Annotated in this window: 26 protein-coding genes, 1 tRNA gene and 1 pseudogene; 14 read left to right on the forward strand and 14 right to left on the reverse strand. The window is 67.7% G+C overall.

Annotation, left to right across the window (positions count from 1 at the left end; genetic code table 11):
• Window positions 1-3 precede the first annotated feature (3 nt).
• Window positions 4-1,026: a helix-turn-helix domain-containing protein gene (locus tag AC1MGR_RS03105; RefSeq protein WP_480233616.1), complete on the reverse strand. Its 1,023-nt coding sequence runs from the start codon at window positions 1,024-1,026 to the stop codon at window positions 4-6.
• A 447-nt stretch (window positions 1,027-1,473) separates the two neighbouring features.
• On the opposite strand from AC1MGR_RS03105, the gene AC1MGR_RS03110 reads away from it, so the two are divergent.
• Both AC1MGR_RS03110 and AC1MGR_RS03115 read left to right on the forward strand, forming a co-directional pair.
• A complete protein-coding gene (locus tag AC1MGR_RS03110; protein WP_108036803.1) occupies window positions 1,474-1,689 on the forward strand; it encodes a hypothetical protein in 216 nt (71 codons plus the stop codon).
• Entirely contained in the window at window positions 1,686-2,477 is a 792-nt protein-coding gene (locus AC1MGR_RS03115) for a hypothetical protein (protein ID WP_480233617.1), read from the forward strand. The genes AC1MGR_RS03110 and AC1MGR_RS03115 overlap by 4 nt, the downstream gene beginning before the upstream one ends.
• Window positions 2,478-2,498: 21 nt before the next feature.
• Here the strand turns inward: AC1MGR_RS03115 and AC1MGR_RS03120 are convergent, their stop codons facing one another.
• From AC1MGR_RS03120 to AC1MGR_RS03130, 3 genes are all read right to left on the reverse strand, one after another.
• On the reverse strand, window positions 2,499-3,068 hold the full coding sequence (locus AC1MGR_RS03120) for a peptidase S14 (RefSeq protein ID WP_108036801.1): 570 nt from the start codon (window positions 3,066-3,068) through the stop codon (window positions 2,499-2,501).
• Between the two features lie 204 nt (window positions 3,069-3,272).
• The gene (locus AC1MGR_RS03125) at window positions 3,273-3,596 is read right to left on the reverse strand and encodes a hypothetical protein (RefSeq protein WP_480233618.1); all 324 of its coding nucleotides are present in this window, start codon (window positions 3,594-3,596) and stop codon (window positions 3,273-3,275) included.
• 71 nt (window positions 3,597-3,667) lie between these two features.
• A complete protein-coding gene (locus tag AC1MGR_RS03130; protein WP_480233619.1) occupies window positions 3,668-3,919 on the reverse strand; it encodes a hypothetical protein in 252 nt (83 codons plus the stop codon).
• Window positions 3,920-4,174: 255 nt separating this feature from the next.
• Between AC1MGR_RS03130 and AC1MGR_RS03135 the strand changes: the two genes are divergently transcribed.
• The gene (locus tag AC1MGR_RS03135; protein WP_480233620.1) at window positions 4,175-4,900 is read left to right on the forward strand and encodes a YoaK family protein; all 726 of its coding nucleotides are present in this window, start codon (window positions 4,175-4,177) and stop codon (window positions 4,898-4,900) included.
• A gap of 20 nt (window positions 4,901-4,920) precedes the next feature.
• On the opposite strand, the gene AC1MGR_RS03140 is transcribed toward AC1MGR_RS03135, so the two are convergent.
• The gene (locus tag AC1MGR_RS03140; protein ID WP_480233621.1) at window positions 4,921-6,837 is read right to left on the reverse strand and encodes a hypothetical protein; all 1,917 of its coding nucleotides are present in this window, start codon (window positions 6,835-6,837) and stop codon (window positions 4,921-4,923) included.
• A 59-nt stretch (window positions 6,838-6,896) separates the two neighbouring features.
• Window positions 6,897-8,399: an NAD(P)/FAD-dependent oxidoreductase gene (locus tag AC1MGR_RS03145; protein ID WP_480233622.1), complete on the reverse strand. Its 1,503-nt coding sequence runs from the start codon at window positions 8,397-8,399 to the stop codon at window positions 6,897-6,899.
• Window positions 8,400-8,520: 121 nt separating this feature from the next.
• On the opposite strand from AC1MGR_RS03145, the gene AC1MGR_RS03150 reads away from it, so the two are divergent.
• Both AC1MGR_RS03150 and AC1MGR_RS03155 read left to right on the forward strand, forming a co-directional pair.
• Window positions 8,521-9,282, forward strand: a complete 762-nt coding sequence (locus AC1MGR_RS03150; RefSeq protein ID WP_108037094.1) for a DUF3750 domain-containing protein — start codon at window positions 8,521-8,523, stop codon at window positions 9,280-9,282.
• 74 nt (window positions 9,283-9,356) lie between these two features.
• Window positions 9,357-9,539: a hypothetical protein gene (locus AC1MGR_RS03155; RefSeq protein ID WP_108036795.1), complete on the forward strand. Its 183-nt coding sequence runs from the start codon at window positions 9,357-9,359 to the stop codon at window positions 9,537-9,539.
• Window positions 9,540-9,565: 26 nt separating this feature from the next.
• Here the strand turns inward: AC1MGR_RS03155 and AC1MGR_RS03160 are convergent, their stop codons facing one another.
• Complete coding sequence (locus tag AC1MGR_RS03160; protein ID WP_480233623.1) at window positions 9,566-9,745, reverse strand: hypothetical protein; 180 nt, start codon at window positions 9,743-9,745, stop codon at window positions 9,566-9,568.
• A 408-nt stretch (window positions 9,746-10,153) separates the two neighbouring features.
• On the opposite strand from AC1MGR_RS03160, the gene AC1MGR_RS03165 reads away from it, so the two are divergent.
• From AC1MGR_RS03165 to AC1MGR_RS03180, 4 genes are all read left to right on the forward strand, one after another.
• Window positions 10,154-10,360: a hypothetical protein gene (locus AC1MGR_RS03165; protein ID WP_480233624.1), complete on the forward strand. Its 207-nt coding sequence runs from the start codon at window positions 10,154-10,156 to the stop codon at window positions 10,358-10,360.
• A 61-nt stretch (window positions 10,361-10,421) separates the two neighbouring features.
• Complete coding sequence (locus tag AC1MGR_RS03170) at window positions 10,422-10,643, forward strand: hypothetical protein (RefSeq protein WP_108036789.1); 222 nt, start codon at window positions 10,422-10,424, stop codon at window positions 10,641-10,643.
• 53 nt (window positions 10,644-10,696) lie between these two features.
• Window positions 10,697-11,014 carry a hypothetical protein gene (locus AC1MGR_RS03175; RefSeq protein ID WP_480233625.1) on the forward strand — a complete coding sequence of 106 codons (318 nt, stop codon included), beginning with the start codon at window positions 10,697-10,699 and terminating at the stop codon, window positions 11,012-11,014.
• A gap of 431 nt (window positions 11,015-11,445) precedes the next feature.
• The gene (locus AC1MGR_RS03180; RefSeq protein ID WP_480233626.1) at window positions 11,446-11,718 is read left to right on the forward strand and encodes a hypothetical protein; all 273 of its coding nucleotides are present in this window, start codon (window positions 11,446-11,448) and stop codon (window positions 11,716-11,718) included.
• A 104-nt stretch (window positions 11,719-11,822) separates the two neighbouring features.
• On the opposite strand, the gene AC1MGR_RS03185 is transcribed toward AC1MGR_RS03180, so the two are convergent.
• On the reverse strand, window positions 11,823-12,104 hold the full coding sequence (locus AC1MGR_RS03185) for an adenylosuccinate synthase (protein WP_480233627.1): 282 nt from the start codon (window positions 12,102-12,104) through the stop codon (window positions 11,823-11,825).
• A 494-nt stretch (window positions 12,105-12,598) separates the two neighbouring features.
• Here AC1MGR_RS03185 and AC1MGR_RS03190 point away from each other — a divergent pair, with 494 nt between their 5' ends.
• The 3 genes from AC1MGR_RS03190 to AC1MGR_RS03200 all read left to right on the forward strand — a co-directional run bounded on the left by AC1MGR_RS03190 (window position 12,599) and on the right by AC1MGR_RS03200 (window position 17,790).
• On the forward strand, window positions 12,599-14,959 hold the full coding sequence (locus AC1MGR_RS03190; RefSeq protein ID WP_480233628.1) for a bifunctional diguanylate cyclase/phosphodiesterase: 2,361 nt from the start codon (window positions 12,599-12,601) through the stop codon (window positions 14,957-14,959).
• 186 nt (window positions 14,960-15,145) lie between these two features.
• Entirely contained in the window at window positions 15,146-16,285 is a 1,140-nt protein-coding gene (locus tag AC1MGR_RS03195) for a GGDEF domain-containing protein (protein ID WP_108036781.1), read from the forward strand.
• 188 nt (window positions 16,286-16,473) lie between these two features.
• Window positions 16,474-17,790, forward strand: coding sequence for a Tle-like phospholipase domain-containing protein (locus tag AC1MGR_RS03200; RefSeq protein WP_480233629.1), 1,317 nt, complete (start codon window positions 16,474-16,476; stop codon window positions 17,788-17,790).
• Window positions 17,791-18,070: 280 nt separating this feature from the next.
• On the opposite strand, the gene cysC is transcribed toward AC1MGR_RS03200, so the two are convergent.
• The 3 genes from cysC to AC1MGR_RS03215 all read right to left on the reverse strand — a co-directional run bounded on the left by cysC (window position 18,071) and on the right by AC1MGR_RS03215 (window position 21,002).
• The gene (cysC, locus tag AC1MGR_RS03205) at window positions 18,071-18,670 is read right to left on the reverse strand and encodes an adenylyl-sulfate kinase (RefSeq protein ID WP_480234921.1); all 600 of its coding nucleotides are present in this window, start codon (window positions 18,668-18,670) and stop codon (window positions 18,071-18,073) included.
• 329 nt (window positions 18,671-18,999) lie between these two features.
• Window positions 19,000-19,719: a sulfotransferase domain-containing protein gene (locus AC1MGR_RS03210; protein WP_480233630.1), complete on the reverse strand. Its 720-nt coding sequence runs from the start codon at window positions 19,717-19,719 to the stop codon at window positions 19,000-19,002.
• Window positions 19,720-20,183: 464 nt separating this feature from the next.
• The gene (locus AC1MGR_RS03215; RefSeq protein ID WP_480233631.1) at window positions 20,184-21,002 is read right to left on the reverse strand and encodes a YadA-like family protein; all 819 of its coding nucleotides are present in this window, start codon (window positions 21,000-21,002) and stop codon (window positions 20,184-20,186) included.
• Between the two features lie 293 nt (window positions 21,003-21,295).
• Here AC1MGR_RS03215 and AC1MGR_RS03220 point away from each other — a divergent pair, with 293 nt between their 5' ends.
• Window positions 21,296-21,757: a hypothetical protein gene (locus AC1MGR_RS03220; RefSeq protein ID WP_480233632.1), complete on the forward strand. Its 462-nt coding sequence runs from the start codon at window positions 21,296-21,298 to the stop codon at window positions 21,755-21,757.
• Window positions 21,758-21,793: 36 nt separating this feature from the next.
• Window positions 21,794-21,940 (forward strand): annotated as a pseudogene (locus AC1MGR_RS03225) (hypothetical protein); the annotation flags it as partial.
• Between the two features lie 317 nt (window positions 21,941-22,257).
• Here AC1MGR_RS03225 and AC1MGR_RS03230 read toward each other — a convergent pair.
• From AC1MGR_RS03230 to AC1MGR_RS03240, 3 genes are all read right to left on the reverse strand, one after another.
• A complete protein-coding gene (locus AC1MGR_RS03230; RefSeq protein ID WP_480233633.1) occupies window positions 22,258-22,395 on the reverse strand; it encodes a hypothetical protein in 138 nt (45 codons plus the stop codon).
• Window positions 22,396-22,804: 409 nt separating this feature from the next.
• A tRNA-Thr gene (locus AC1MGR_RS03235) sits at window positions 22,805-22,880 on the reverse strand.
• Window positions 22,881-22,954: 74 nt separating this feature from the next.
• Window positions 22,955-24,607: a DEAD/DEAH box helicase gene (locus AC1MGR_RS03240; RefSeq protein WP_480233634.1), complete on the reverse strand. Its 1,653-nt coding sequence runs from the start codon at window positions 24,605-24,607 to the stop codon at window positions 22,955-22,957.
• Window positions 24,608-24,887: the final 280 nt, after the last annotated feature.

The following is a 24,887-nucleotide window of genomic DNA, read 5'->3' on the forward strand; positions in this document are numbered from 1 at the left end:
ACATCAGTAGAGCTCGCTGTGCCAGGCCGCGAGGGGCCAGGCGTGATCGCCCCGGGCATGCGCGTCGCTGCGCAGCTGCTGGATGTGGGTCCGGAACTGTCCGGGCGGGCGGCCGAACGCCGTCCGGAAGGCCCGGTTGAAATGCTGCTCGCTGGCAAAGCCGTAGGCGTAGGCGAGGGTGGCGATCGAGCGGGTTTCGCCCTGGCGCCGGAGGGCATCGCGCACCCGTTCCAGGCGGCGCTGCTGCACGAAGCGCGCGACCCCGCCGTCCCTCAGGAAGGCCCGGTAGAGCAGGCTCCGCGAGATCCCGAGTTCCGCCGCGATGGTCTCGGCGCTGAGGTCGCGATCCGCGAGATGCCGCTCCACGTGGGCCTCGGCCTCGCGGCGGCGGGCGTCGCCGTCGGGGCCATCGTGGATTGCGGCCCAGACGATGGCCTCGGGGGGAGCGTCATGGCCGCGCAGCGCGGCGGCCAGCAGCATGCCCAGGACGGTGCTCGACCGCGATACCACCGCGCTGTCGAGGGTCTCCGAGCGGCGGGTCAGGGATACGATGAAATCGGCCACGAGGCCGCCCACGGTCTCCGGGAGGATCGCGCCGTGGAATTTGCGCAGGTCGGGGGCCTGGGGCTCGATCAACTCGCGCGCCACCGGCGTCGAGATCTGCCGCACGCCGTACGCCCGGCTCTGGTGCGGCAGCGTGTTGTCACAGACCAGGATCTCGCCCGGTCGGACGCGGCGCTCGTGCCCGGGCGGCCCGGCCAGCAATTCGCCCTCCAGGAGCAGGTGAAGGGTGATATGGTCGAAGCCGTCCCGGCGTACCCGCTGCGGGGACCGGCTGTGCTGGAGCCCGTTCAGGCGGCGCTTGAACAGGATCATCCGATCCAGCCGGTAGGCCTGCACCTGGGCGGAGAAATCCGGGCCGATCCGTGCGACGTCGGCGCCGCCGGCATAGAGGTCCCGATACGCCTCGAACGCGAACTCCGGACCGACCTCCTGGGTGGAAAAGGCGAACGACGGCAGCGACACGTCTGACTGAACCCGACCGGATGGATCAGAAGGCCCATCGGACACATCCCAATCGACCCGTTCCAACACCCTCCGGGATAGGGCGTTCCGAACGTGGGAGACAACTCACGGTTCCGTGACCGATGCAAGGCCTAAGTATGCGGGCGTGTCATCGCAATTGAGCGCGATGCCGGCGCGCCGGCAAAGGCTTATTGGCTGAGGCGCTCCGGGTCTCGTGACAATAGAGAGTTTGGGATCTGTTTCGAGAATGGCGGTTCAAGACATGCGATCGTCGAAAGGCGTGGAGGCGGCGTCGACGCCCAACACAGACGCGATCGGACGTGCCGGGATCGGCGACCGAGATTATACCTTTCCCGAGGCGGTCGCCCGCGCACGGCAACGCCTCGGTAACCGTTACGCCCTAAATCTCGCGAGCCCCGCCGCTCACCAAACTCCGCGATCCGCACGATGACCAGAGACCAGCTTGCCGCCGAGTTGCTTCGTATTTCCAAGCTGCAGCTCAGCGATATTACCCGGGCCGTCAAGAATGGGGAGAAGTCGATTGCCTTGAACGAGGTCGTTGATCTTGGCCGACGCCTGAACCGACTCGCGGATGCGGTCGCGGGACGCCCGGCGCCGGTCGCCACGCCCGCACCGGCCGACGACAGCCTCGTCCGGGCGTGAGCGCCACCTCGGAGTGGCGGGCCGAGCGGAACGTTGCCGCGCGGGCGCGCCTCGACCGCGCCCTGCCGGGCATCTTCCCGGCCCCCGTCCTGCGGCACGCCCTGTCGCGCCCGCTGATTCCACCGACGCCGCGCCTGGCGGTGGAGAGCTACTGGCGCGCGCATCTCCTGCGCGCGGACCGGCTGGCGCGGGCCCTCGCCACGCGCTCGGGCCATCCCGAGGGCTGGACCTGGCGCCTCGGCACCGAGAAGGGGTCCGGCCTCGCCGCCACCTTCCGCATGCCGCCCTCGCCCTTCCGGGAGCCGGCCCATGCGCGCGGCAAGGGGCATTGCTGCATCTGCGGGCAGCCGGTCTACCGCTTCGGTTGGCACCGGGACCTGTGGGGGGCGGGCGTTCCCAACAAGAACGCCCGCTGGCACGCGGCCTGTGTCGCCGCCTGGAAGCTCTGGGTGGCGCCCAGCGACCAGGTGAAGGTGCTGAAGGCGCATCAGCGCCACCGCTGCGCCGCCTCGGGCAAGCGTCTGTTCAAGACCGCCGAGGTCGATCATCGGGTGCCCCTCTACCGCGTCTGGCGGGAGCACCGCGACGAGTCCTGGCCGACGCTGCTCGGCTTCTGGGGCGCCCCGAACCTCCAGGTCGTCAACCGCGGCGTCCACGTGGAGAAATGCGGCCGCGAGGCCGGCGAGCGGGCGCTGAGCCGTCAGGTGGCGCTCCTGCGCACCGCCTTTCCGGAGGATCGCCCGGAGGAGGCCGCATCGGAGCCCCTGCCGCGCGACGGGAGGGGCTGACGGACCGGGCGGCCCGCGCGCTCAGAGAATCCCCTCGATCAGCCCGAGCTCCTGCGCCTCGCCCGCCTCGATGTACCAGTTCTCGGGAGCCCGCTGCAGCACCGTCTCCAGCGTCACCTGCGAATCCCGGACGAGGTTGGCGAAGCCTTCGTTCTGGATCGCGATGGAACACTCGATCTCGTGCAGGGCGGCCTTCACGCTGGCGATGCAAGTCGTGAGCGGACCGTTGAGGACCACCTTCTTGTCGAGCTTGCGCTCGTGGATCATCAGCCGCGTGCCCCGGGTGAGGTAGCGGTTCGGCCGGGCGAAGAAGCTCATGAAGGTGGTCCCGGCCGAGTAGATCGCGGCCTTGCCGAGGAAGACGAAGCGCCGATCCGTCTGGAGACCGCTCTTGAAGCGGATGTCCTCGCCCATCATCCGGGCGACCTCGGGATCGCCGCCGAGAGTCGTCAGCTCGACCACCACGAGGGTCCGGTCGCCGACCGCGTCGAGCTGGCGGCGGAAGTCCCGGTACATGTCCTGATCGACCGTCCCCGACAGCAGGATGGCGGGGGTATCGAAGGCAGCGGGCGATAAGGTACTGGTGTCCATGGGGTCCTCCTGGCGGCCGGGACCTGGCCGTCGCAGCGAGAACGCAAGTTCCCAGCCTCGGATCGGTTGCGTCCGCCGCGGACCGAACGAGCCGTCCCGCGTGCACGGCGCCCGGACCTGCGCTGCCGCGCACGCGGGACGATCCCATGAGCCGTTCGGCTCCGGCGCCGGTGCCTCCAACCCCGGTCGATACGGCGTGCCCTGTCAGTACGGCGTGCCGTAATAGGGCTGCCGGCTCGGGCGATAGCGCTCGCGCACCGGCCGGTCGTAGCGGCCCTCGTAGGCGCCCAGGTACGGGTCGAGGGCGGGATCGCGGTAGTTGCCGTTGTTCACGCCGGCCGAGCGGTCATTGCCGCTCAGCGCAGCGTAGGGCGACAGGCCGTCGCCGCTGCTGCCGCTGCCGCCCCGGGCCAGCGCGCTGCCGCCGAGCCCCAGCACGAGGCTGGCCAGGATGAGGTTGGCCAGGACGAGACTGGCCGAGAGCGCGGTGCGTCGGATCGCGGTCGATGTCGTCGGACCATTCACCATGGGGACCTCCTGTCTCGTTGAGAACGGACGCGCGGCACGGAAGTTCGGGCCAGGGCCGCGCGGCCGGCGGATCAGCGCTCGGCCCGCAGGCTTTTGAGGAAGCGGCGCGCGACCTCTCGCACGGCCTCGTCGTCCCGGGTGTCGTCGTCGGCCTTGTCCCAGAGGTGGTCGATGCTGGCCTCCAGGCTCTTGAGCAACTCCGGATGTTCCTGGGCCAGGAACCGGATCGTTCCGAACAGGAGGTGCTCGGTCGCGAGTTCGCGATGGCGCGCGTCCGCGATGCGGGATTCGGCGGTGGAGGGATCGGTCGCGGGATGGGTCATGCCCACACAACGAACGGCCCCGCCGGCGGTTCAGGGGCGCGAAGGGTTGTCGCAAGGTTTCTGTGGCGACAGCGAAGGATTCCGCCACGTTTCGGGAAGAGGGTCACGGGTCGACGAGCGCCGGCTTGAGTCATCCGGCCATGATCCCGCCCGCCGAAGCTTCCGTTTCGCCGCGGGTTCGGCGAGAACCGGGCGCGCATGGGGGATCGGCCGATTCGACATCCCTCGATCCTGGATCCTCGGCAGACGCACCGGATGGCACCGATCTCCCCTTCGAACGAGCCTTCCCCCGCGCGCGGGCCAGGCCGCTCCCGCATCGACACGGACCTCGCCGCCGGAACCGGTCTCGCCTTCGTCGCCGGCTTCGTCGACGCCGCCGCCTTCATCGCCCTGACGGGCCTGTTCACCGCCCACGTGACCGGCAACTTCGTGCTGCTGGGAGCCGAACTCGTCTCGACCTCGACGGGCGTGGTCGCCAAGCTCCTCGCCCTACCGGCCTTCGTGGGGGCGGTCGCGGCCACCCGGCTGCTCGCCCTGGCCCTGGAGCGCCGCGGCCAGGCACCGCTGCGCTGGCTGCTGGCCCTCGAGATCGCCCTGCTGGCCGCCTTCTGCATCGCCGGTCTCGCCCTCTCGCCCCTCGGCTCCCCCGATGGCGTGGCGGCGGTGACGGTCGGGATGCTCGGCGTCGCCGCGATGGGGGTCCAGAACGCCATCGGGCGCCTCGGCCTCGCGCATCTCGCCGCCACCACGGTGATGACGGTCAACGTCACCCAGGCGGTGATCGACCTCGTCGACTGGGCGCGGGGCGCCGTGCCGCCGGACGGGGCGGCGCGGGGACGGATGCGCCGGATGCTGCCCGCGGTGCTGGCCTTCGCCGTCGGCGCCCTCGCGGGGGCCTTCGGCGTCGCCGCCGTCTCGTTCGGCTGCCTCGTCATCCCGATCGCGGTGCTCACGGCCCTCGCGCTCCTCCGCGTGGAGTGATCCGCGGCGCGGGACCGGCCTCACGCGCGGCAGGCGAGCAGCCCGTAGGCGGTGATGCGCTGCCAGCCCATGCCCTCGACCGTCGCCATCGGTCTCACGGATGGGTCCGCGAGCGGGAAGACGCGCGCCCCGTCCGGCCCCACCTGGCCCTCCCGCAGGGGCACCGCGATCCAGGCCGGTCCGTCCGGGGCCGCGCAGAGTGTCGCGACCGCACCGGCCGGCAGGTCATCGGCCCGCGGGGGGACCGGAGGCGCGAACGGCCTGCGCTGGGCCTCGGTGGCGAGGCCGAGGGCGATCAGCCGGTCGATCCGCTCGGACCACAGCATCGCCAGAGGGCGCGAGAAGACGATGCTGGCGCCCTGCAGGTTGGTGATCCAGCTCGGGCGGCCCAGGGCCAGCCAGGTCTCGGCCCGCCCGTCCAGCCAGAGCACCTCGCCCGGCCGCTGCGCGATGGCCTCGACGAGACCGGGCAGCAGGGTCCGGTCCTCGATCCGCCGGAAGGCCCGCGAACGCTCGTCCCAGAGGCCCAGGAGCGTGAGGGTCAGCGCCACGGCCAGGATCGGCCGCGCGACCCGGGACCGCTCGGCGGCGATCCAGGCGAGGCCCGCCCCGAAGGCGAGCGACGGCACGATCGGGAAACTCCGGATCAGGCTGAGGCCCAGATGGGCGCCCTCGGCCCGGTTCGCCGCGAGCCAGCCGAGGGCGAGCGCCTCGAGCAGGAGGCGGCCGGTGACGAGGAGGCCGACCACGCCCAGGGTCGCGCGCATCAGGCCCGGCGACGGCGTCACCCAGTCCCGGCGCAGCGCCGCGTGGACCCCGACCGCGAGGAGGCCCGCGACCGCCGCGATGGGGAGGTCGGTGGAGAACACCCAGGCGAGGCCCAGCAGGGCGAGGGTGATCCGCTCGCCTGGCGTCCCGCGCGGGAGGAGGGTGGCGCACAGGCCCAGGGCGGCGGCTCCGAGGACGGAGGTCACCCAGAGGAAGCGCCAGGGCTGGACCTGGATCACCAGCAGCGACGACCACTGCTCCTCGAACACCGTGGTGGCCGCCACCCCGGCGGCGCCCGCCAGGAGTGCGGCCAGGAGGAGCCTCCGCGCCCGGATCGGAACCCGGGTCGCGGCGACGAGGATCGTGGCGGCCTGCACGAGGGGCGGGCCCCAGGCCTGGCTCGGCCAGAGCGTGGGGAAGAGGTCGGTACAGCGCTGGCGGAGGATCTCCAGGAAGGCGGGATCGACGGGCTGCAGCAGGCGCGCGAACAGCGGCACGCCGAGGCCGGCGGCCGCCAGGATGGCGAGGAGACCCGGCCCCAGGACCAGCAGCCAGCGCCGGTTCTCCGCCACCAGGGCGAGGACGAGCACCGCCAGGCCGGCCAGACCCATGATCGGGTGGATGAGGCCCCCCAGGGCCATGAAGGCCAGGGCCCAGGCGCGGCGGCCGGACAGGCTCGCCGCGAGACCGGCGAGGACCGCCGCCTCCGCGAGGGTCCGGGGCGTCGCCAGGGCCTCGCCGACGCGGAAGATGCCGGGATAGCCGTAGGAGGCGGGCAGGCCCGCCATCGCCGCGAGGACGACCCAGCGCCGCCGGCCGGCGCCCAGGTCCGCCGACAAGGCCGCCGCCAGCGCCGATGCGGCGCAGAACCAGGCGATCAGCCCGACGACGCTGACGGCCAGGGCCGCCGGACCGGGCCCCAGCGCCCCAACCAGCACCCGGAGGGCGACGGGGAACAGGCTGAAGCGCGACTGACCGTCATGCGTGAACATGAGGTCGCGCCCGACCCCGTCCGGATCGAGGTCGGCGAGGGCCCGTCCCACGTAGATGCGGGCATCGCCGTCGATCCCTTCGTAGGGATGCAGCAGGAGGGTGAGACCCGCCATGCCGAGCGCCGGCCAGGCCGAGCGGCGCAGGACCGCCGCCCAGCGTGGAACGGCGCCGGTCACGGGGGCGGGATCCGGGACGGCCACCGGGGGGTCGGAAGTCCCGGCCGCCGCGCGCATCGTCAGGCTGCCCGGCGCGGCACCATGCGCTCGCTCGTCAGGGCATCCTGTGCCCCCGAGACGCCCGCCTCGGTGTATTCCGCGTCCTCGTTCACGCACCACGGATCGTAGCGGCGCTCCCCGGCGAGGATGTTCTCCACCGTGAGCATGGCGGTCATCATCGCGTGGTCCTGGTTGTTGTACTTGTGCATGCCGTTGCGCCCGACGAGGTGCAGGCTCGGATAGGCGTGCTCGAGGTCCCGCCGGATGGTGGCGACGTGCGCCTTGTAGTCCTCGTCGTAGACCGGATAGGCCTTGGGCTGACGGACGACGCAGGCGTCGACCACATCCTCTGAGCGGATCAGTCCGATCTGGCCGATCTCGCGCTTGGCGAGGGCGATCAGGTCGGCATCGGACTGCGCCCAGAGGCCGTCGCCCTCGAAGCAGAAATACTCAAGACCGAGGCAGGTATGCGCCGCGTCCGGCACCATCTCGGGCGACCAGGAGCGGAAGTTCTGCACCCGCCCGACCTGCACGGACGGATCGTGGATGTAGATCCAGTTGTCGGGGAAGTTCCGGTCCGAGCGCGCGATCAGCGCCACGGTGAGGAAGTCGCGGTACTGCAGGGCGCGGGCCTGGAAGGTGCTGATCGGCGCGGGCGAGAGCGATCCGACGAGCTCGCGCAGCGGCGCGGAAGAAATGACGTTGCGGGCCTTGAAGGTCTCGCGGGTGCCGTCGGCGGCCTTGGCCGTCACGGTCCAGAGGCCGGTCCGGGCCTCGTAGTGCAAGCCGTCCACGCCCCGATCGAGGCGCAGCGTTCCGCCCAGGGCCTCCACCTTCGCGGCAGCCGCCTCCCACATCATGCCCGGCCCCTTGCGGGGATAGCGGAAGGATTCGATCAGCGTCTTGATCACGGGCTCGCCGGCGCGCGGCGCCTTGCGCAGGCCGAGGGAGCGAACCAGCGCGTCGCGGATCGCGGCCCCGAGATCGAGGCCGTTGATGCGCTGGGCCGCCCAGTCCGCCGAGATGGCGTCGCAGGACATGCCCCAGACCTTCTCCGTGTAGGTCTTGAAGAAGATCGAGAACAGGCGCTCGCCGAAGCGGTTGCGGACCCAGTCGTGGAAGCTCCTGGGCTCTTCGATGGGACGGGCGCGCGCATAGAGATAGGAGGCGACGCAGGCGGTGCTCTCGAGGAGGCCGAGGTTGCGCAGGGCCTCGAAGGCCTTGAGCGGATAGGCGTAGTACTTGCCCTTGTAGAAGATCCGCGACAGGCGCGGCCGCTCGATGAAGTCGTCGGGCAGCAGCTCGTCCCAGAGATCGACCACGGCCTTCGACTTCGAGAAGAAGCGGTGTCCGCCGATATCGAACAGGTAGCCGTTATGCGCGACCGTGCGGCTGATGCCGCCCACCTGGACCGGGTCCTTCTCCAGGACCGTCACGGAGCGCCCGGCCTTCGCCAGCAGATAGGCAGCGGTCAGGCCCGCGGGTCCCGCCCCGATCACGAGCGTTTCCGAGTGGTGGCTCATCGGGCAGGACCGTCAAGTTAACCGAAGGACGAAGCACCCTGGGGATAGCGCGGAAGTGGTTAAGGAAGCCCTGTCCACGCCGGTGGCGGCGGCCCTCCCGCCCGTCCGCCCGGCGCCCCATATGCGGTGGGCCCTCCCGCCGTTCGGAACCGCCTTGCTCAAGATCGCCGCTCTCGCCTTCGTCCTCCTCTACCTCGCGCCCATCGCGATCTCCGCAGCCCTCTACGCCAGCCAGACCCGCGGGGACTGGCGCGCCGCCGACCGGTCCAGCACCGGACTCCTGCCGCCGGCCGCGACCCACAGGGAGGCGATCGTCCGGATCTTCTCCGCCCGGACGGTGAGCTGGCGCGGCATCCTCGCCACCCACAGCTGGATCGTCGTGAAGGATGCGGGGGCCTCCGCCTACCAGCGCTTCGACTACACGGCCTGGGGCCAGCCGATCTGGATCGACCGCTTCGTGCCCGACGGGCGCTGGTTCGGAAGCCTGCCCGACACCATCGTGGCCGCCGACGGTCCGGCCGCGGAGGCGATGATCCCGCGGATCCGGGAGACGATCCGGACCTACCGCTATGCGCAGCCGGGGGATTACACCGTGTGGCCGGGTCCGAACTCGAACACCTTCGTGGCCGCCGTGATGAGCGCGGTGCCGGAGATGGCGGCGAGCCTGCCGGCCACCGCGATCGGCAAGGACTTCCCCTATGACGGCCGCTGGATCGGCGTGACGCCGTCGCGAACCGGCCTGCGGCTCAACCTCGGCGGCTATGTCGGGCTGACGGTGGGATGGGTCGAGGGTCTCGAGGTGAACCTGCTCGGGGCCGTGGCGGGGCTCGATCTGCGGCGTCCGGCCCTCAAGCTTCCCGCCCTCGGTCGCGTGGGGTGGTGACGGGCTTGGTCTCCGCCGGGCGCCATCGAACCATCGGCCCGATGGACCGTTTCCTGGCACCGGGAGGTGCAGGCATGACCGTCGTGGCGTCGAACAAGATCTGGCTGGAAGGCAGTACCGCGCGGACCGATGGGCTGCCGGTCTCGGCCAATCCCTATCCGGCCGGATCGCAGGAGAGCGCGGATTGGCTGGACGGCTACACCACCGTCGAGGCCGAGCAGCTCGTCGCCAGTCCGGATGCCGGCGAGAACCTGTAGGCCCCCGCAGGAGCGGGTGACCTGCCCTAGCGCGTCAGGCTCGCCTTGACCGTTCCGGTCGTCACCGGCTCGGCCAGGGCGGCGGCGAAGGGGTTGAGCCCCCTCTGGTCGACCACGCTGGCCGAATACAGCGACAGGGCCGCCAACAGGCCGATTCCCAGCGTGGCCTTCAGAACCGTCCAGAGCCGGCCGGTAGCGGAGTGCATGGTTCCATCCCTGACGTGGCGTTCAGGCTGCTTCGGCCGGGTTCGTGGCACCATGATGGCCGGCCACGGGAAAGCGGGCCTCAGCGGACGACGGCGGCCGGCGGCACGGGCGCCTTCGGGTGTCGCGGATGGCCGTGATGGCCGTGGGACACCATTCCGATCAGTCCCAGCACGGCGACGGCAGCGAAGAGGCGAGGCATCCCGATCAACGTGCGTCGGCGGACCCGGATCCACGGCGCCGCCGCAGGCAGCATCCAGCCATACGGGGTGAGACGGCGCCGGGTTCAAGGCCTCGGCACGGGCCGCGCCCTGCGACTCCTTGCTTGTCCCGGCCAAGGAACGCCCGCGGCTGCGAGACATTCTCTGCTCACATCCAGACAGTCGTGGCATACCAACGGGGCTCCCCGAATGCGCAACCATATCACGCCGGACGACGGGACCCTGTCGGGCCCGTCGATCGACACGGGCCCGGGCATCGGTCACGCCGACCGCATACGGCATCTCGAGCGAGGTCACGACGCGCATGGCGGGGATGTGAGCAACACACCCGCCCGGCCGCCCGGCACCAGCGTCTCGCCGACCTCCGACTTCGAGGGCTTCGGCTCGTTCTCCTGAACTGACGCCACACCAAGCCGCGTCCCCGACGCACGCCTTCTCCCCCTCACAGGATTTTGCGATGACCACCCTGACCCATCTCGATGCTACGCCGCGCCAGACCACGACCGATGTCCGCAACGCCGACGCCAACCGGACCGGGCTCGACAGCACGTCGATGAAACGCGAGCACCGCGTCGGGAACACCGTCGATCAGGTCGATCAGGTCAGCAGCGTGACCCTGCTCGGGTTCGCCGTGGCGGGATCGATCGTGATGCTCGCCGCCCATTGGCTGGTGGGCTGAACCTCCGGGGCGACCGGAGGTCGTCGATCGAACGCATCTGCATGGACGGACCGATGACCCGCACGTTTCTCACCCTCGCCGCCCTGGCCACTGCCCTGTCGGCCGCGCCCCTGACGCGTCCCGCCTTCGCGGAATCGCTCGCACCGACCGGCGGGGCAGGGAACACCGGGGTCACCACGCCGTCCATGGCTCCGGGCGCCGCGCCCCCGGCCAGCGACGCCGCGGGTCGCCCCGCCCCGAACGTCGTGGGCAATCCGAGCCCGAATTCCATTCCCGGAAGCAGCCCCGGCCTGAACATCGGCGGCACGCCGACCAGTGGACCGCCTGGGACCGGCGGCGCGGCCGGCGGCCCGTCGATCGGGAACCAGTAGCGCCTTCCCGGCGACGTTCGCACAACCATCGGATGATTTCGGCCCGGCTGTCCGTCTACCTTATGCCTCCCGGAACCCGGGGGCCGTTACCTTGACACCCGCGCGGTTTACGCCGTGGCGGGTGTCTTTTTGCGATCTGACCCCGAATCTCGGCGGGAATCGTCGTGCGTGCCGGCTTTCGGGCTGCCCTGCGTAAGGCGGGGCACGCTTCGAGAACTCCGACGCGTTTTGCGGAATCTGTTGCTGGATTGTTGCTGCGAATCGCTCGCGAATCGTGTCGACTTCGTCCGTTGAGGTCGACGCCCGATCAACCGTTAGGTCTCACCGCGCCCGCCCGGCTCCGGCCGCGGCGGGTTTTGTTTGGCATGTATGATTGGGAACGACGGAGCCGGACGACGGTTGCCCTGGTAACCTCTCAATCAGGACGCACCATGATCAGAACTGCTGCCTTCGCCCTCGGCGCCTCCCTCTTCAGTCTGTCCGCCCTGGCTCAGCCCGCCACAGTCCCTGGCGCCGCCCCCGGCCAAACGGGCGGCGCAGTCGTCCAGGGACAGCCGAACACCACGGGCAACGACCCCAGCGTGTCCGTCTCCCGGGGCGCGACCGGTGCCGAAACGGCAACGACGGACTCGGCCGCCGGTGGCAACGCCAGCAAGCCCGAGCAGGCCGTCCCCAACAGCAGCGCCGGTGGCAGCAGCCGCTGAAACCTGACGGTCTCCAGCGAGTTCCGTCTTTGGTAAGACCAACCCGCCCGGCGTCCGCCGTGGCGGGTTTTTCGTGACCGGGGGGCTGAACCCCCCGGTTCGCCTCACCCGACGTCGCTGTCGATGGCGAACGCCATGCCGCGGCCCGGCCCCTGGTCGGCATAGTCGACGAGGGTGTAGCCGCGCGCCCGCAGGGCAGTGTCGAGACCGTCCCGGTGCTTCCGGAACGTCTGCCCGATCGCCAGGGGCGTCAGGCGGGGATTGCCCTGTCGAAGCTGGTCGACGCCGATGCTCAGGGGCGCGCCCTCGCGGTCGGCGATGCGGATGAGGGCGGATGCCAGATCCGCCGCCTTGGTCTCGGCCGCCGATTTCACCTTGAATGCCATGATGGGATTTCCTTCTCGTCGTCCGCGCCGGCGACCGGCCGAGGCGGATCCTGCCTCGTGCCGGCCTGCCCCCGTCCCGGTGATCGATCGGACGGTCTGCGCTCCGGCAGGCTCGCCGGACAGACGGAAAGCCGCGACCGTTGCCGCCTTTCTCGCCGGGAGGGTTGAGACGCACCGGGTGCGTGTTCCTTTTTCGTTCTAGCAGAGGCAGGGCCAGGATGCACGGGCGAACCGGCATTCTTTCCCGGTCAGGGGCGCGCCAAGCGGATCGTCCTGCACGGTCCTTCAGCGCCGGGCCTTGATCGAGAAACGGGTAGCTGCGGCACCACTACAACCAAGCTATAGTACCCAAATCACAAAGTCGTGTTCAAAGGCGATCACTTTAACCCACGATAAAATCCATGGCCGATCATGATGAGGCGAAGCAAAAATAATGCGCCGTTCACTGAAGCTCTTGACGAAGACATAAGAGCTTCTGGGCTAAAAGACGTCGCATGATGCTCACCCTCGCCACGCTTTTGGAAAGCCAGGCCATCGTCTCCGTCCTGGCTGCAGCGACGATCTGCACCCTGAGTGCTTGGTTGACGGTTCACCTGCTCCGGAAGGCCGAGGCCGCGCCGGCGGCCCGCCGCGGGCGATGGCTGGTGGGCACGGCCCTGGCGGCCGGGCTCGGCGTCTGGACCACGCACTTCCTGGGCATGCTGGGCTATCGGACCGACGTCATCCTGGGTTTCCACTCCGGTACCACGATCGCTTCGGCCCTGATCGCCGTGGTCGCGGTGGGCGTGCCCTTCGCGCTCTCGGCCCTGCCGAAGGGCCGACCGGCCCGGGGCCTCCTGGGCGCCGTGGCGGGGCTCGGCATCGGCGCGATGCATATCACCGGCATGTCCGCCCTCGAAGGCTGCACCCAGAGCCAGTCGGCCACGGCCAACGCCCTGGCCTACCTGCTGGGGGCGGTGGCGATGGCGGGGGTTCGCCTGCTTCCCGAACGGTGGCCCTTCGATGCGATCGCCTGCGCGCTCATCGTCCTGGCGGTGTGCGGAACCCACTTCACCTCCCTGGCCGGGACGGTGCTGGAAGGGCAGCCCACCGGGACGCTCGGCCCGAACATCCAGGTGGCGCTGAGCATCCTGACCGCCGCCGGTGCGGCGATCCTCATCACCGGTGCCTTCGTCGCCCTGGCGGCGACCCGGCGCTTCGAGGCTCAGGAACAGGCCCACCTGAACGTCCTGGCGACGGCGCTCCAGAACATGTCCAACGGCATCCTGAAGATTTCGTCCCGGGGCACCATCGAGCTCTACAACCAGCGCCTCCTCAATATGCTCGGCCTGGCTCCGGACGCCGTCCGGGTCGGGATGCACCTCAAGGACTTCCTCAAGGCCACCGGCGATTCCAACGGATGGGACGCCGAGCGCACCGCCCGTGTGGTGGGCAACCACTGGCTCTGGATGGGCAAGGACGAGGAGACGCGGATCGAGCACCTCTTCGACGACGGACGGATCCTGTCGATCGCCTGCCAGCCCGTCGCCGACGGGGCCGTCCTGACCTACGACGACGTGACCCGGGACCGGCATGCCCAGGCGGAGATCTCGCAACTGGCCTATCACGACCCCCTGACGGGCTTGTGCAACCGGCGTGCGCTCAACGAGCGGATGCTCGCCGTGCACCAGGCCGGGGCCGCATCCACCCTGCTCCTGCTCGATCTCGATCGATTCAAGTTCGTCAACGACACCTTCGGCCACGCGGTCGGGGACCAGCTGCTCGTCGCGGTGGCGGGCCGCCTGCGCGCGCTCGTCGGCGAAGCCGACTTCATCGCCCGGCACGGTGGCGACGAACTCGCGATCCTCACGTCGGGCGATGCGGCCGCGGCCAAGGCCCTGGCGGACCGGATCGTGGCGGAGATCGAGAAGCCCTACACCCTCGCGAGCATGACCGTGGTCGTCGGCTGCAGCATCGGCGTGTGCGGCATCGATGACAGCACCAGCCCCAGCGACCTGATGCAGCGGGCCGATATCGCCCTGTACGAAGCCAAGCGCCGCGGCCGCGGGCTGGCGGTCGGCTACCAGCCCGGCATGATCGAGGCGATCGCCGAGCGCGGGCATCTGGAGAACGACCTGCGGGGGGCGCTCGCCCTGCGGCAGTTCTACCTCGTCTATCAGCCGATCCTGTCGCTCACGAGCGACCGGATCGTCTCCTGCGAAGCCTTGATCCGCTGGAACCATCCGGACCGCGGCTTGGTCTCGCCGGATGAGTTCATCCCCCTCGCCGAGGAGAACGGGCTGATCGTCCCGATCGGACAATGGGTGCTGGAACAGGCCTGCCGGGAGGCCGTGAGCTGGCCGGACGAGCAGCACCTGGCCGTCAACGTGTCCGCGGTCCAGCTCCGTTCGCCCCTCCTGCTGACGCATGTCTCCGAGGCCCTGGCCCGGAGCGGCCTGTCCGCGAGCCGGCTCGAACTCGAGCTGACGGAGACGGCGCTCGTGGAGGACGGGCCGCAGATCGCCCATACCCTGGATGCCCTGCGCCGCCTCGGCATCAAGATCGCGATGGACGACTTCGGGACGGGCTACTCCTCGCTCGCCCACCTGCGCGATCTTCCCCTCGACCGGATCAAGATCGATCGCAGCTTCGTCGCCGCGGCCCTCAACGACCGCCAATCGCTGGCGGTGATCAAGGCGGTGACGCAGATGGGCCGGGACATGAACATCCCGACCCTGGCGGAGGGCGTGGAGAGCCGCGAGCAGCTCGATCTCCTCCGGGCGATCGGCTGCGATGCGGTCCAGGGCTACCTGATCGGCCGGCCCGCCCGTCCCCAGGCGCTTGCCTATCCGAAGGGCGGCACCCGGGCGGCGTAGGCGCCGGACCGCGTCGAGCAGCGGCCCAGGAATGCGGTGCGACCGCTCGGGGACGGAAGCCCAAAACCGTCCGGTTGTGTGAATGTTAACCCAATGCGGGTGATCGATCAGGACGCGGCGCACGGTCGGGACCGGTCGGGATCATCGCGCGCCAAGGGGCGTCTTCCGCCCGTTCCAGGTAGAGCGATGCAGAACGATCCACGGCTGTTCAGCCTGCCCCGCTGGCGCGTGACACGGTGGCTGACCGATGCGGGCCGCGACGTCCCCGACGAGATCCGCAAAGCCCTCGTGGCAAGCCTGTTCGGGACCCTGCCGATCTTCGCCGGGGGCGTCCTGAACACCCTCGCGGTCTCCGCGCTCGTGGCCTGGCGGCTTCCCAAGACGCCGTTCCTGCTCTGGTGCGTGCTGGAATGCGGCATCTGCCTCACCCGCCTCCTAGTGCTGGTCATCGCGCAGCGGGCGGCCGCCGCGCGGCGCAAGACCCCGACCGACCTCTACATCCTGCTCGGCCTCGCCTGGTCCGCGAGCGTCGGCTACGGGACCTTCATCAGCCTGACCAGCGGCGACTGGGTCGTGGCGACCCTGGCGTGTCTCTCCGCGGCGGCGATGGTCGGGGGCATCTCGTTCCGCAACTTCGGCGCGCCGCGACTCGCCGGGGCGATGATCGTCCTGACGCTCGGCTCCTGCTGCCTCGCCGCGCCCTTCACCGGCGAGCCGCTCCTCCTCATCACGTTCCTGCAGATCCCGTTCTACCTCGCCAGCATGAGCGCGGCGGGCTTTCGCCTGAACCGGATGCTGGTGGCCACCATGCAGGCCGAGCGCGAGCACGCGTTCCGGGCCCGGCACGACAGCTTGACCGGCCTCCTGAACCGGGCCGGACTGGCAGACGCGATCGCGGCGCGGCGCGACGGTCTCGCGGCCCTGCTGTATCTCGACCTCGACGGCTTCAAGGCCATCAACGACACGCATGGCCACGCGGCGGGCGATCAGCTGCTCCAGGCTGTCGCGGAGCGCCTGCGGACCGGCGCCCGACCGCAGGACGTGGTCGCACGCATCGGCGGCGACGAGTTCGTGGTCCTCACCGATGTGCTGGCGCCCGCCGCGCTGATCGCGTTCAGCGACCGGATCGTGGCGCAGATCTCCGTGCCCTTCCCCCTCGATCGCGCGGCGACGGTGCAGGTCGGGGTCAGCATCGGCCTCGCGCTGGCGCCGGAGCATGGCACCGACCTGACGGGCCTGCTCTCCGCCGCCGACGCGGCGCTCTATGCCGCCAAGGCCCAGGGCAAGAGCCGCAGCGCCCTCGCGCCGCTGCGCACGGCCGCCTGAAACGACGGCGGGCAAACCGCTCGGCCGGGTGACGGTCGCCGAGGAGTCGGTGCCGAGGGTCCGGTGAGCCCGATGCCGTTCGACCGGCCGCGGATCGGTTTCCGCCGAGCTTGCGTTACCGTCCACCGCGATGGGTCGGGCGTCAGGGTCCCGGGTCTGCGGTCGCGGAACCTCGGAGAGAACGCACCATGGGAACGATCGCGGCAACCCTGGCGACCATCGCGGCGTCCACCTATTCCGACACCCTTGCCGGACTTCCCGCGGGCTTCACGCCCCTCGTGGCCCCGGGGCTCACGAACGGCGCCTACGCCAATCAGAACGCGTACGGGGCGGCGGTGACGGGCACGTTCGGCAATCAATCCGTCGTCGTCCTGAGCTTCCGGGGGAGCGACGACCGGCAGGATTGGATCAACAACCTGCGCAACATCAACGCCGACTACACCAAGTTCGCCACGCTGATTTCCGCCGTCGACAGCTATGCGTCGCAGCACGACGCGACGGTGGTCGTCACGGGGCATAGCCTCGGCGGCGCCCTGACCCAGGTCTTCATGGCGGATCATCCGGACACCGGAAACGTGGTCTACCAGGCCGCGACCTTCGGCTCTCCCGGCGCCCTGATCGCGTCGGCCGCGGACGATCGCATCGTGAACTACGAGATCGCCGATGACCCGGTGCCCTATCTGGGGATGTACCGGGCCGCGATCGGGCAGACGGCCGGCGCTGACCCGGTCTACGCCGGCACCGTGTCCCTGGGACTGTCCACTGCGATCGGCGACGGGGTCACACCCCAGGACGTGGCGGCCTCCATCCCGAGCCTGACCGTTGACTACGTCAATCGCGGCACCACGGACTACCTTCCGGGGATCAACGGGACGCAGACCACCCTGACCTCGTCGCAGTTCCTCGATGCGGGCAAGTTCCTGAGCACCTTCGCGACGTACGGCGCCGAGCACGACGTCTCCGCGTATGTCGCCCGCAGCGGCACCGCATCCGTGCCGGATCCGGTGATCCGGAACTCCGCGGCCACGGCCGACCAGCCCGATCCGATCTATCGCTTCTACGATACCAGGACCGGCGATCATTTCTACACGACCAGCGCGACGGAGAAGGCGCAGATCCAGGCCACGCTTCCGACCTTCGCCTTCGAGGGCACGCCGTGGTCCGTTCCGGATGAAAGCCCCGCCACCCATGACGTCTTCCGCTTCTACGACACGAAGACGGGGACCCACTTCTTCACCGACAGCGTGAACGAGCGCGACACCATCCGGGCGAGCCTCCCGAATTACAGCTACGAGGGCGTCGCGTTCGAGGCCTACAACGCGGCGAACGGCGTGGGGCACGTCACCCTGGAGCGGTTCTACAACACGCAGACGGGCCTGCATCACTTCGCGGGCAATGCCGAGGAAGCGGCCGGCATCCTCAAGGGTGCCGCGGGCCCCGGCTGGATCGATGAGGGCAAGGCCTTCACCGTGCACGTCCCGACGGACGGCCTGCTGCACGTCTGAGCCTCGGTCCGGTTTGGCGCAACCGGTCCGGCATCGGACCGGAGAGAGCTCGGCGCAAGCTCGCATAGCTCTGTAGACCGAGGGCGGGATTCGTATTGATCGATCTGTGCCTCATTACCGGGCCAAATGCGTGAAGGAATTCAGATTTCCTTTGCCCAAAGGTCTCAGGAAATTCGGCGCCAGCTGTCTTCGCCTGCCGGTCTTTCTACCATTCCGCTTCCATCCACCCACGGCAAGCGTAGGTCTGACTTCGCCTCAATCTCCGTAACCCGAGTGGCTCTCATGATGGGGAGGCGCTGAAACGTAGCAGCGCCTTCAGCAGGGGCTCCGCGGAAGCGGTGACGCTGCGATTCTCGGTGACGAGGGTCAGCTCCGGGGCGTCCGGTGTTTCGTAGGGGGCGGAGATCCCTGTGAAATTCGGGATCTGGCCTGTGCGGGCGCGCTGGTACAGGCCTTTGGGATCGCGAGTCTCGCAGACCGCCAGGGGCGTGCTGACGAAGACTTCGAGGAAGGGCAGGTCCCGGGCAATGCGACGGGCCTGGGCGCGCTCGGCGCGCAGGGGCGAGATCAGCGAGACCAGAACGATCAGCCCGGCCTCTGCCATGAGAGTTGCCACTTCAGCGGTCCGCCGCACGTTCTCGTCACGATCTGCCGGGCTGAATCCCAAATCGCGGGTGAGCCCGCTGCGCAGGTTGTCGCCGTCGAGCACCATGGTGTGGCGCCCCTGCTCGGTGAGAGCCTGATCGACGGTGTTGGCCAAGCTCGACTTTCCGGAGCCCGACAGGCCGGTGAACCAGGCGATAACCGGCCGTTGCCGAAGCTGGATCCAACGATTCTCACGGGGCTGAAGGATGTGTGGCGTCAGATTCGTGGGCGTCATTGAAGGAGTCATGCAAGGATAATCGATCAAGCGCGAGATGGATCAGTGCGCGGACCGCTTTCGACGGCGACGTCCATCCTTCCTCGAAATCTAAGTCTCGCTCTCGCGGGAGATCGCAGGCGACCCGACGTCATGATCTCAGTACCAGTGCGGATCAGCCTTCTGGCTGCGCTTCTGATCGACCGCCGCCAGCAGGATCAGACGGGGCCATCACCTATTCTCAGTTCGTTCGTTCGAGAGATCTTACAGGTGGTCGCTCGACACGATCCACGGAGCGCTGGCGGCCGTCGCTGGAAAGATGCGTAGGTAGGAGTTGTTAGATGTGATCCCTAATCAGACAGCGCCTCTGGGTAAAACCGTCCCAGGATTGAAGTGTAATGGGCACGAACATACTGGATAAGCGACGGGGGAAGGACCGTTCGCCACTGCTCCGCCTTCCCTGAGCGGTAATGAGAGCCAGGGTCGATTTCTCCTGGTTTCCGCCCCGTCATTGCCTCGAACGACATCGAAGCTGGGTCCGGCAAGACGCAGTTAGGCCAGCGTTCAGCAATATACGCGCCTATAGTAGCTGTCGGATCATTGACCATATCCTCCATACGGACAGTGACGAAACGATCATCCTCAAAGTCCCAACTTCGCAGCGCGTGCAGGGGGCCGATAGCTTCGCTGTGGAAGTCCGAACGCTCAATGAAGGCCGTCGTGAGCAACATGCCGTCTTCTTGCGCTATGGACCGGAGAACTTGCCGTTGCCGCTCCAGCTCGGGCCACCCCAAGACGGAGTGCGTTTCCTTGTGGGAGTGGTAAGCGGAAACGATCACATCTAGCGGATTGCGGATGACATGAAGGGATGAACCAAGCCCCTCCGACACGACGTCATAAGACGCATTGCTCAGAATTTGCAGGTCGGCGTCGTTCGACCACGTATCGAAGCTCCGGTGCGTATGGTGCAATCTGAGTTCGTTTTCAGCCGCAATCTTTTCAAGGTACTGACGCGTCCATTCGGTTGCGCATTTATGATGTGCAGAGATTAACAAAGACCAAGGACGCATATTGGACAAATTTCAGGGGTTATGAGCTGAGAATTCAGAGGGCTGACACCCTTCTCTAAAGCAGGCTGAGTAGTCCTACAACTGCTCACTGGGAGATCGACCAACTCCTGATCGTGTTCCCGACGACCTTTCGGCTGCCGACGGTAGCCGGATCCTGCATCAAGCCACGCATCAGGTTATCCTCTTGCCGGCGTCCCGACAATGATCCGGCCCTCTTGCAGCCGTGCTGTCTGAGGCAGGATATACCCCTGATGTACCTGCGGGGTGCGTTGCACCTTCGCAACGGCCTCCGCGAGGTTCAGCCCGTAGCCCTCGCGTATCATAAACAGCGTCGTGGCGGAATTGACCTGACCGGCTGACCTCGCCGCGTATCTGACTCCTCCGGTCCTGGCGGATCCTCTCAATCACCGCGGTCCAAAGCCAGCCGGACAGGTCAAGGATCGGCGCGAAAGACGAACGGTGGTCTACTTAAAGCTCCAACCCATTCCACCCTTGACCATCGTTTGTGTCGGACCCTGGGCGACGCCGCCGTAGACAATTGTGCTCTCGTCGATCCGTGCCGAGGCTGAAATCGAAGCGGCAGCGGCACCATTGTAGCCTGCCCCGCCGACCGATACGGCGAAGCGATCACCTTGGTTCGGTGGTAGCACGTTGAAACTGCCGACGAGAGCAATGCCCTCCGAAAACCGATTGTTGAGCCGGTCTAATCGGTTGCTGATTGCCACGAGGGCCGATGAGTTAGCGCCTCCTATCCCGTCGATCCTTGTATCCAAGCGTGCAACATCTGATGCGCTGGCAAACGCAGAAAGTGAGAGACCAGCCAAGTTGGCAACATTGCCTGAATTTATCCGTCCCACTGTGACGAAGTCAGAAGCTCTAGGAGCTGTTGGTTGGATCAGAGCGCCCAAGCTGACATTTGTGTAGTTGTATCCGCTAAAATCCTGCCCTTTGACGCTCGCACTCGCTAGTGCCGCCCCAGCCGCCAATGCCCAGATTCTCATTAAACCGCTCCCACCCTTTCCGCACAAATGACAGTGGCCGAATAAGAGAAGCAAGAGTAGAAAAGCCACACAAATTCTGTCTTCGTGGAGACCATTCGAGGGCGTCCCAATCCTAAAGAAAAAAGTCCGCCGCTTGCGAGAGACGGCTATTAAGAGCTTAAAAAAGACGGATAGATAAATGGCGGCCGCGACTCCATTTTTGTACCCAACGACTGGACGGCCTTCGTAGTTTTGAAAGACCATTGCGCCAATTTGACTATTTTCGGAAAAGCCGTATTTCAAAAACTATGTGCTCTTGTTTTTGGGCTTGCGCATCTGGATGTCAGTGCTGGGTCGGGCGATTGTTTCGCTCCTTCCCGACGGCCTCGCGAACTAAGCTTTGGCCAGAGTTCATGCAGTTCTCATACATCAAATGGAGGAGGCAGCCGCAGCTTGCCCTGCTACGAATCATAGCTCTCTCTCCCGAAGGCCCCCTCTGCCTTCACCCGCCCGGAGCAATCAGCAGCAGGCTTTTCACTCCAAAGCATTAGAAACACATCGTCATCTGCAAAGTTGGTCCTGAAAAGGATACAGCCATGCGCCAGCAGATCGCTCTTACCTTTTTGACTGTCATTAGCGTAACGGCCTTCGCGCAGTCCACACCGCCTGCACACGCTGGCGATTCCCGCAAGGATACTCAACTGAACGAGCTGCGCGCTGCTCCTGTGCCGAGACAGGGAAGAGATTTGGATACTCTCCAGCTTGCATCGGCGCAGCGCGAGCGGGCTATCTCGATTGAGGAAAAAACGAACGGCTTATGGCAATCTTGGACGATGTCGATCTGTGAAGGTTGTGGGAATACACCGTCTTATAGAAAGACTATCGATGAAAATTTCAAAAACCAAAAGGGTCTGTATCTGAGCCGGTCGAATGGTCGGGCGCTGAGGAATCAAGCTTTGGTATCGCGTGCCGATCCTTCGGAACAACATGGTCGCAGCCTCTACGCCGACCTTTCCTCCCAGAACATCGGCCAGATCCGACGCATGCCAGGACGTTAGACTGGGAACAAGTTCGACAACACCCTAGCCGGGAACAGCATCCTGTCCGGTGGCACTGGGAATGATGTGTTGCTCAGTAGGGGCGGGAATGATCGCCTGGACGGCGAATCTGGTATAGATCGCCTCACGGGCGGTTCCGTGAGCCTACGATTCTGCCTTCGCATCTGGAGACACGGGCCGTAGCGGAATGACGGTGGCCCAAATCCTTGAGTTCCCGCATAAGCTGGGTGATTTGATCGACCTCTCAGCAATAGATGCAAGCTTGGGAAGGTGGGGTGTCAATCATTCGCTCTCGTTGACAGTCTAAAAAGTTAGAAAACTGTAGTCTCGCTTGTGATCTAAAGAAAATATGGGTACTACTAAGTATCGGGAGATGCGGGCGGCGATGGGCGCGCAGACTTATGCTGCTGATTGATGCCGTCCAGCGCAGCGAACTTTTGACATCCGACTTCATTCTATAAGCGGCATGTGCCTCCCGGCAAACCGGGCGGCGCTTCTAATCAATCGACGCGCTTCCGCCCGAACAACCCCAGCGGCACTGCGCCGCTGAGGCGGCCAAACGTGTCGCAGTAATAGGTCGTGTTCACGAAGCGCATGCGGGTCTCGTCGATATTGGACACTCGCTCGATGCCGAGCACTATGGCACCGCAGAGGTCAGGCCGAACAGTGCCGGCCTCCGGATGCACCCCGTACCTCCAGCGTCGTCCAGCCGAGCGCAACAGCCTGATCGGCCCAGCTATCCAGGAAGTCGATGCACGCCTCGTGGGCGCCACCCTAGGACTGGAGAGCGAAGCCCGGGCATGGGATGACGCTGGGTCGGAGGTGTAGGAAGTCCTAGCGCAAGAGCTTTGGTTCGGCTGGGACGATCTTCGGTGAGGCTGAGATGGAGTCCTGCGGCTCCGGCGGCCCGGACGGAGTGAGGGACAGAGGGTAGGGCGGCGATGGCTCTGAGATCACATCGCGAAACGCCCAACGTCTCTAACGAAAGCCATTTTCCGTGCCCGAGTTGAAACCAAAGACGGAAGTTTCAACCCGGGCCAGAAAAAGTGGTGCCGGTTGAAGGACTTGAACCCTCGACCTACCGCTTACAAGGCGGTTGCTCTACCAGCTGAGCTAAACCGGCGTGCCATCCTGCGCTATCAGTGCCGTTGGCCCGGCGCAAGCCCGCACGGGGTTCCGGTGCCGGGTCGGCGCGAGTCAGGCGGCGCGATCGTCGAGGCGGCGGGTATCCGCGAAGATGCGGCCGTCCGGGAAACGGTAGCGGATGGTTTCCGTGAGGCGCCCCTGCGCGCGGATGTCGATGGCCTCGGGGCAGGTGAGACAGTCCCGTGCCGCCATCGCTTCGGCGGCCGTCATCGGGACGTCGCGGTCGCCGCCGAACTGGCGCCACCACTGGACCGCCTTCTCGCGTGGGTAACCGACCTGCGCGAGGCCGACGATGATCCGGTGGTCCCGGCCGTCGCGGAGGTGAAACGTGACCGCGAGGTCCTCCGCAGACCCGGAACGCGCGCGGGAGGCGAAGGTCCAGCCAGCGACGGCCTGCCACGCCGATTCTGTGCCGGCGGGCACCGGGCGGGAGAGGATCGGATGGGCGTCGTCGGCGGAGGCCTCGTGGCCGGGCTCGTCCCGCTCCGCCTCGGGCTCAATCCAGCAGGCCTCGCAGGTGCTGGCATTGAGGGCGATCAGCGCGCTGCAGCCGGGGCAGGGCTTCGCCCGGATCTCGCCCTCGCGTCCACGGATCGCGGCAGCGCTGCGCGCGGTGACGATGTCGACCGGACCGTGCATGCGGACGAGGCCGGCATAGTCGAGGATCAGGGCGTCCGACTTGTTCGGCGCCCGGCGCAGGGCGCGACCGACCTGCTGGACGTAGAGCCCGGTGCTCTGGGTCGGCCGCAAGAGCGCGACGAGGTCGACCTCGGGCACGTTGAAGCCGGTGGCGAGGACGCCGACCGAGGTCAGGCAGCGGATCCGGCCCTCGCGGAACGCCCGGACGATGCGGTCGCGCGCCCGCTTCGGCGTCTCGCCCGAGAGCGTCTCGCAGCTGTGGCCTTCGGCCCGGATCGCGTCGCGCACCGCCGTGGCGTGGGCGATGCCCGCGCAGAAGGCGAGCCAAGCCCGGCGGCCCTGGCCGTAGCCGACCATCTCCTCCACCGCCGCGCGGGTGATCCAGTCCTGGTTGACGGTGGCTTCCAGGGCGCTCGGAATGTAGTCGCCGCCGCGCCGCGGCACGCCCGTGACGTCGAGGGTCGTAGCGGTGGCCTTGGAGATGAGCGGCGCGAGGTAGCCCTGGTGGATCAGGTCGCCGACATTGGCCTCGTAGACGATGGCCTCGAACAACCGGCCGGGGCCTTCGTCGAGGCGCCCGCTGTCGAGGCGATAGGGCGTGGCCGTCAAGCCGACGACGCGCAGGTCCGGACGCTCGGCGTGCAGGGCGGCCAGGAAGCGGCCGTAGCGGGTCTCGGTGTCATGGGGGATGAGATGGGCTTCGTCCACCACCACGAGGTCGAACGCGCCGAGGTCGCGGGTCCGGTTCCAGATCGACTGGATGCCGCAGAACAGCACCTGTGCGCCGGCCTCGCGGCGGCCGAGGCCGGCGGAGTAGATGCCCGCCGGTGCCTCCGGCCAGAGCGCCAGGAGTTCGCGGTGGTTCTGTGCGATGAGTTCACGGCTGTGCGTGACGACGACGATGCGATGGCGGGGATCGCGCTCGAGCATCTCACGCACCAGGGCGGCGATCACCAGCGACTTGCCGGCTCCGGTCGGCAGGACGATGAGGCCGGGGCCGTCCTGCCGTGCCCAGGAAGCGTAGAGGGCGTCGAGGCTGGCGCGCTGATAGGGGCGGAGATCCATCGGCGGCGCTTCTAGCGCCTGCCGCCTCCGGCGTCCGTGGCCAATCTGCCGCGCGCCCGGGGCGTCGATCCGGCTTGTGGCCCGTGCAGGTCCGGACCGGGGGCGGCCCCGACGGGCGGATCAGCACTGTGGCGCATCACGGTTTCCCGCTCTCGCGTCCCCGTGGCGGCCATTGGCGTGGACACTGGACCTGGGCTCGTTGGCATCGAATCCGAACCGTCCGATCACCCATCGAGCTGGGCGTGTCCGGCGGAGAGCCTCCGCCGCACACGCTTCCCGG

Source organism: Methylobacterium sp. BI1 (assembly GCF_056680125.1).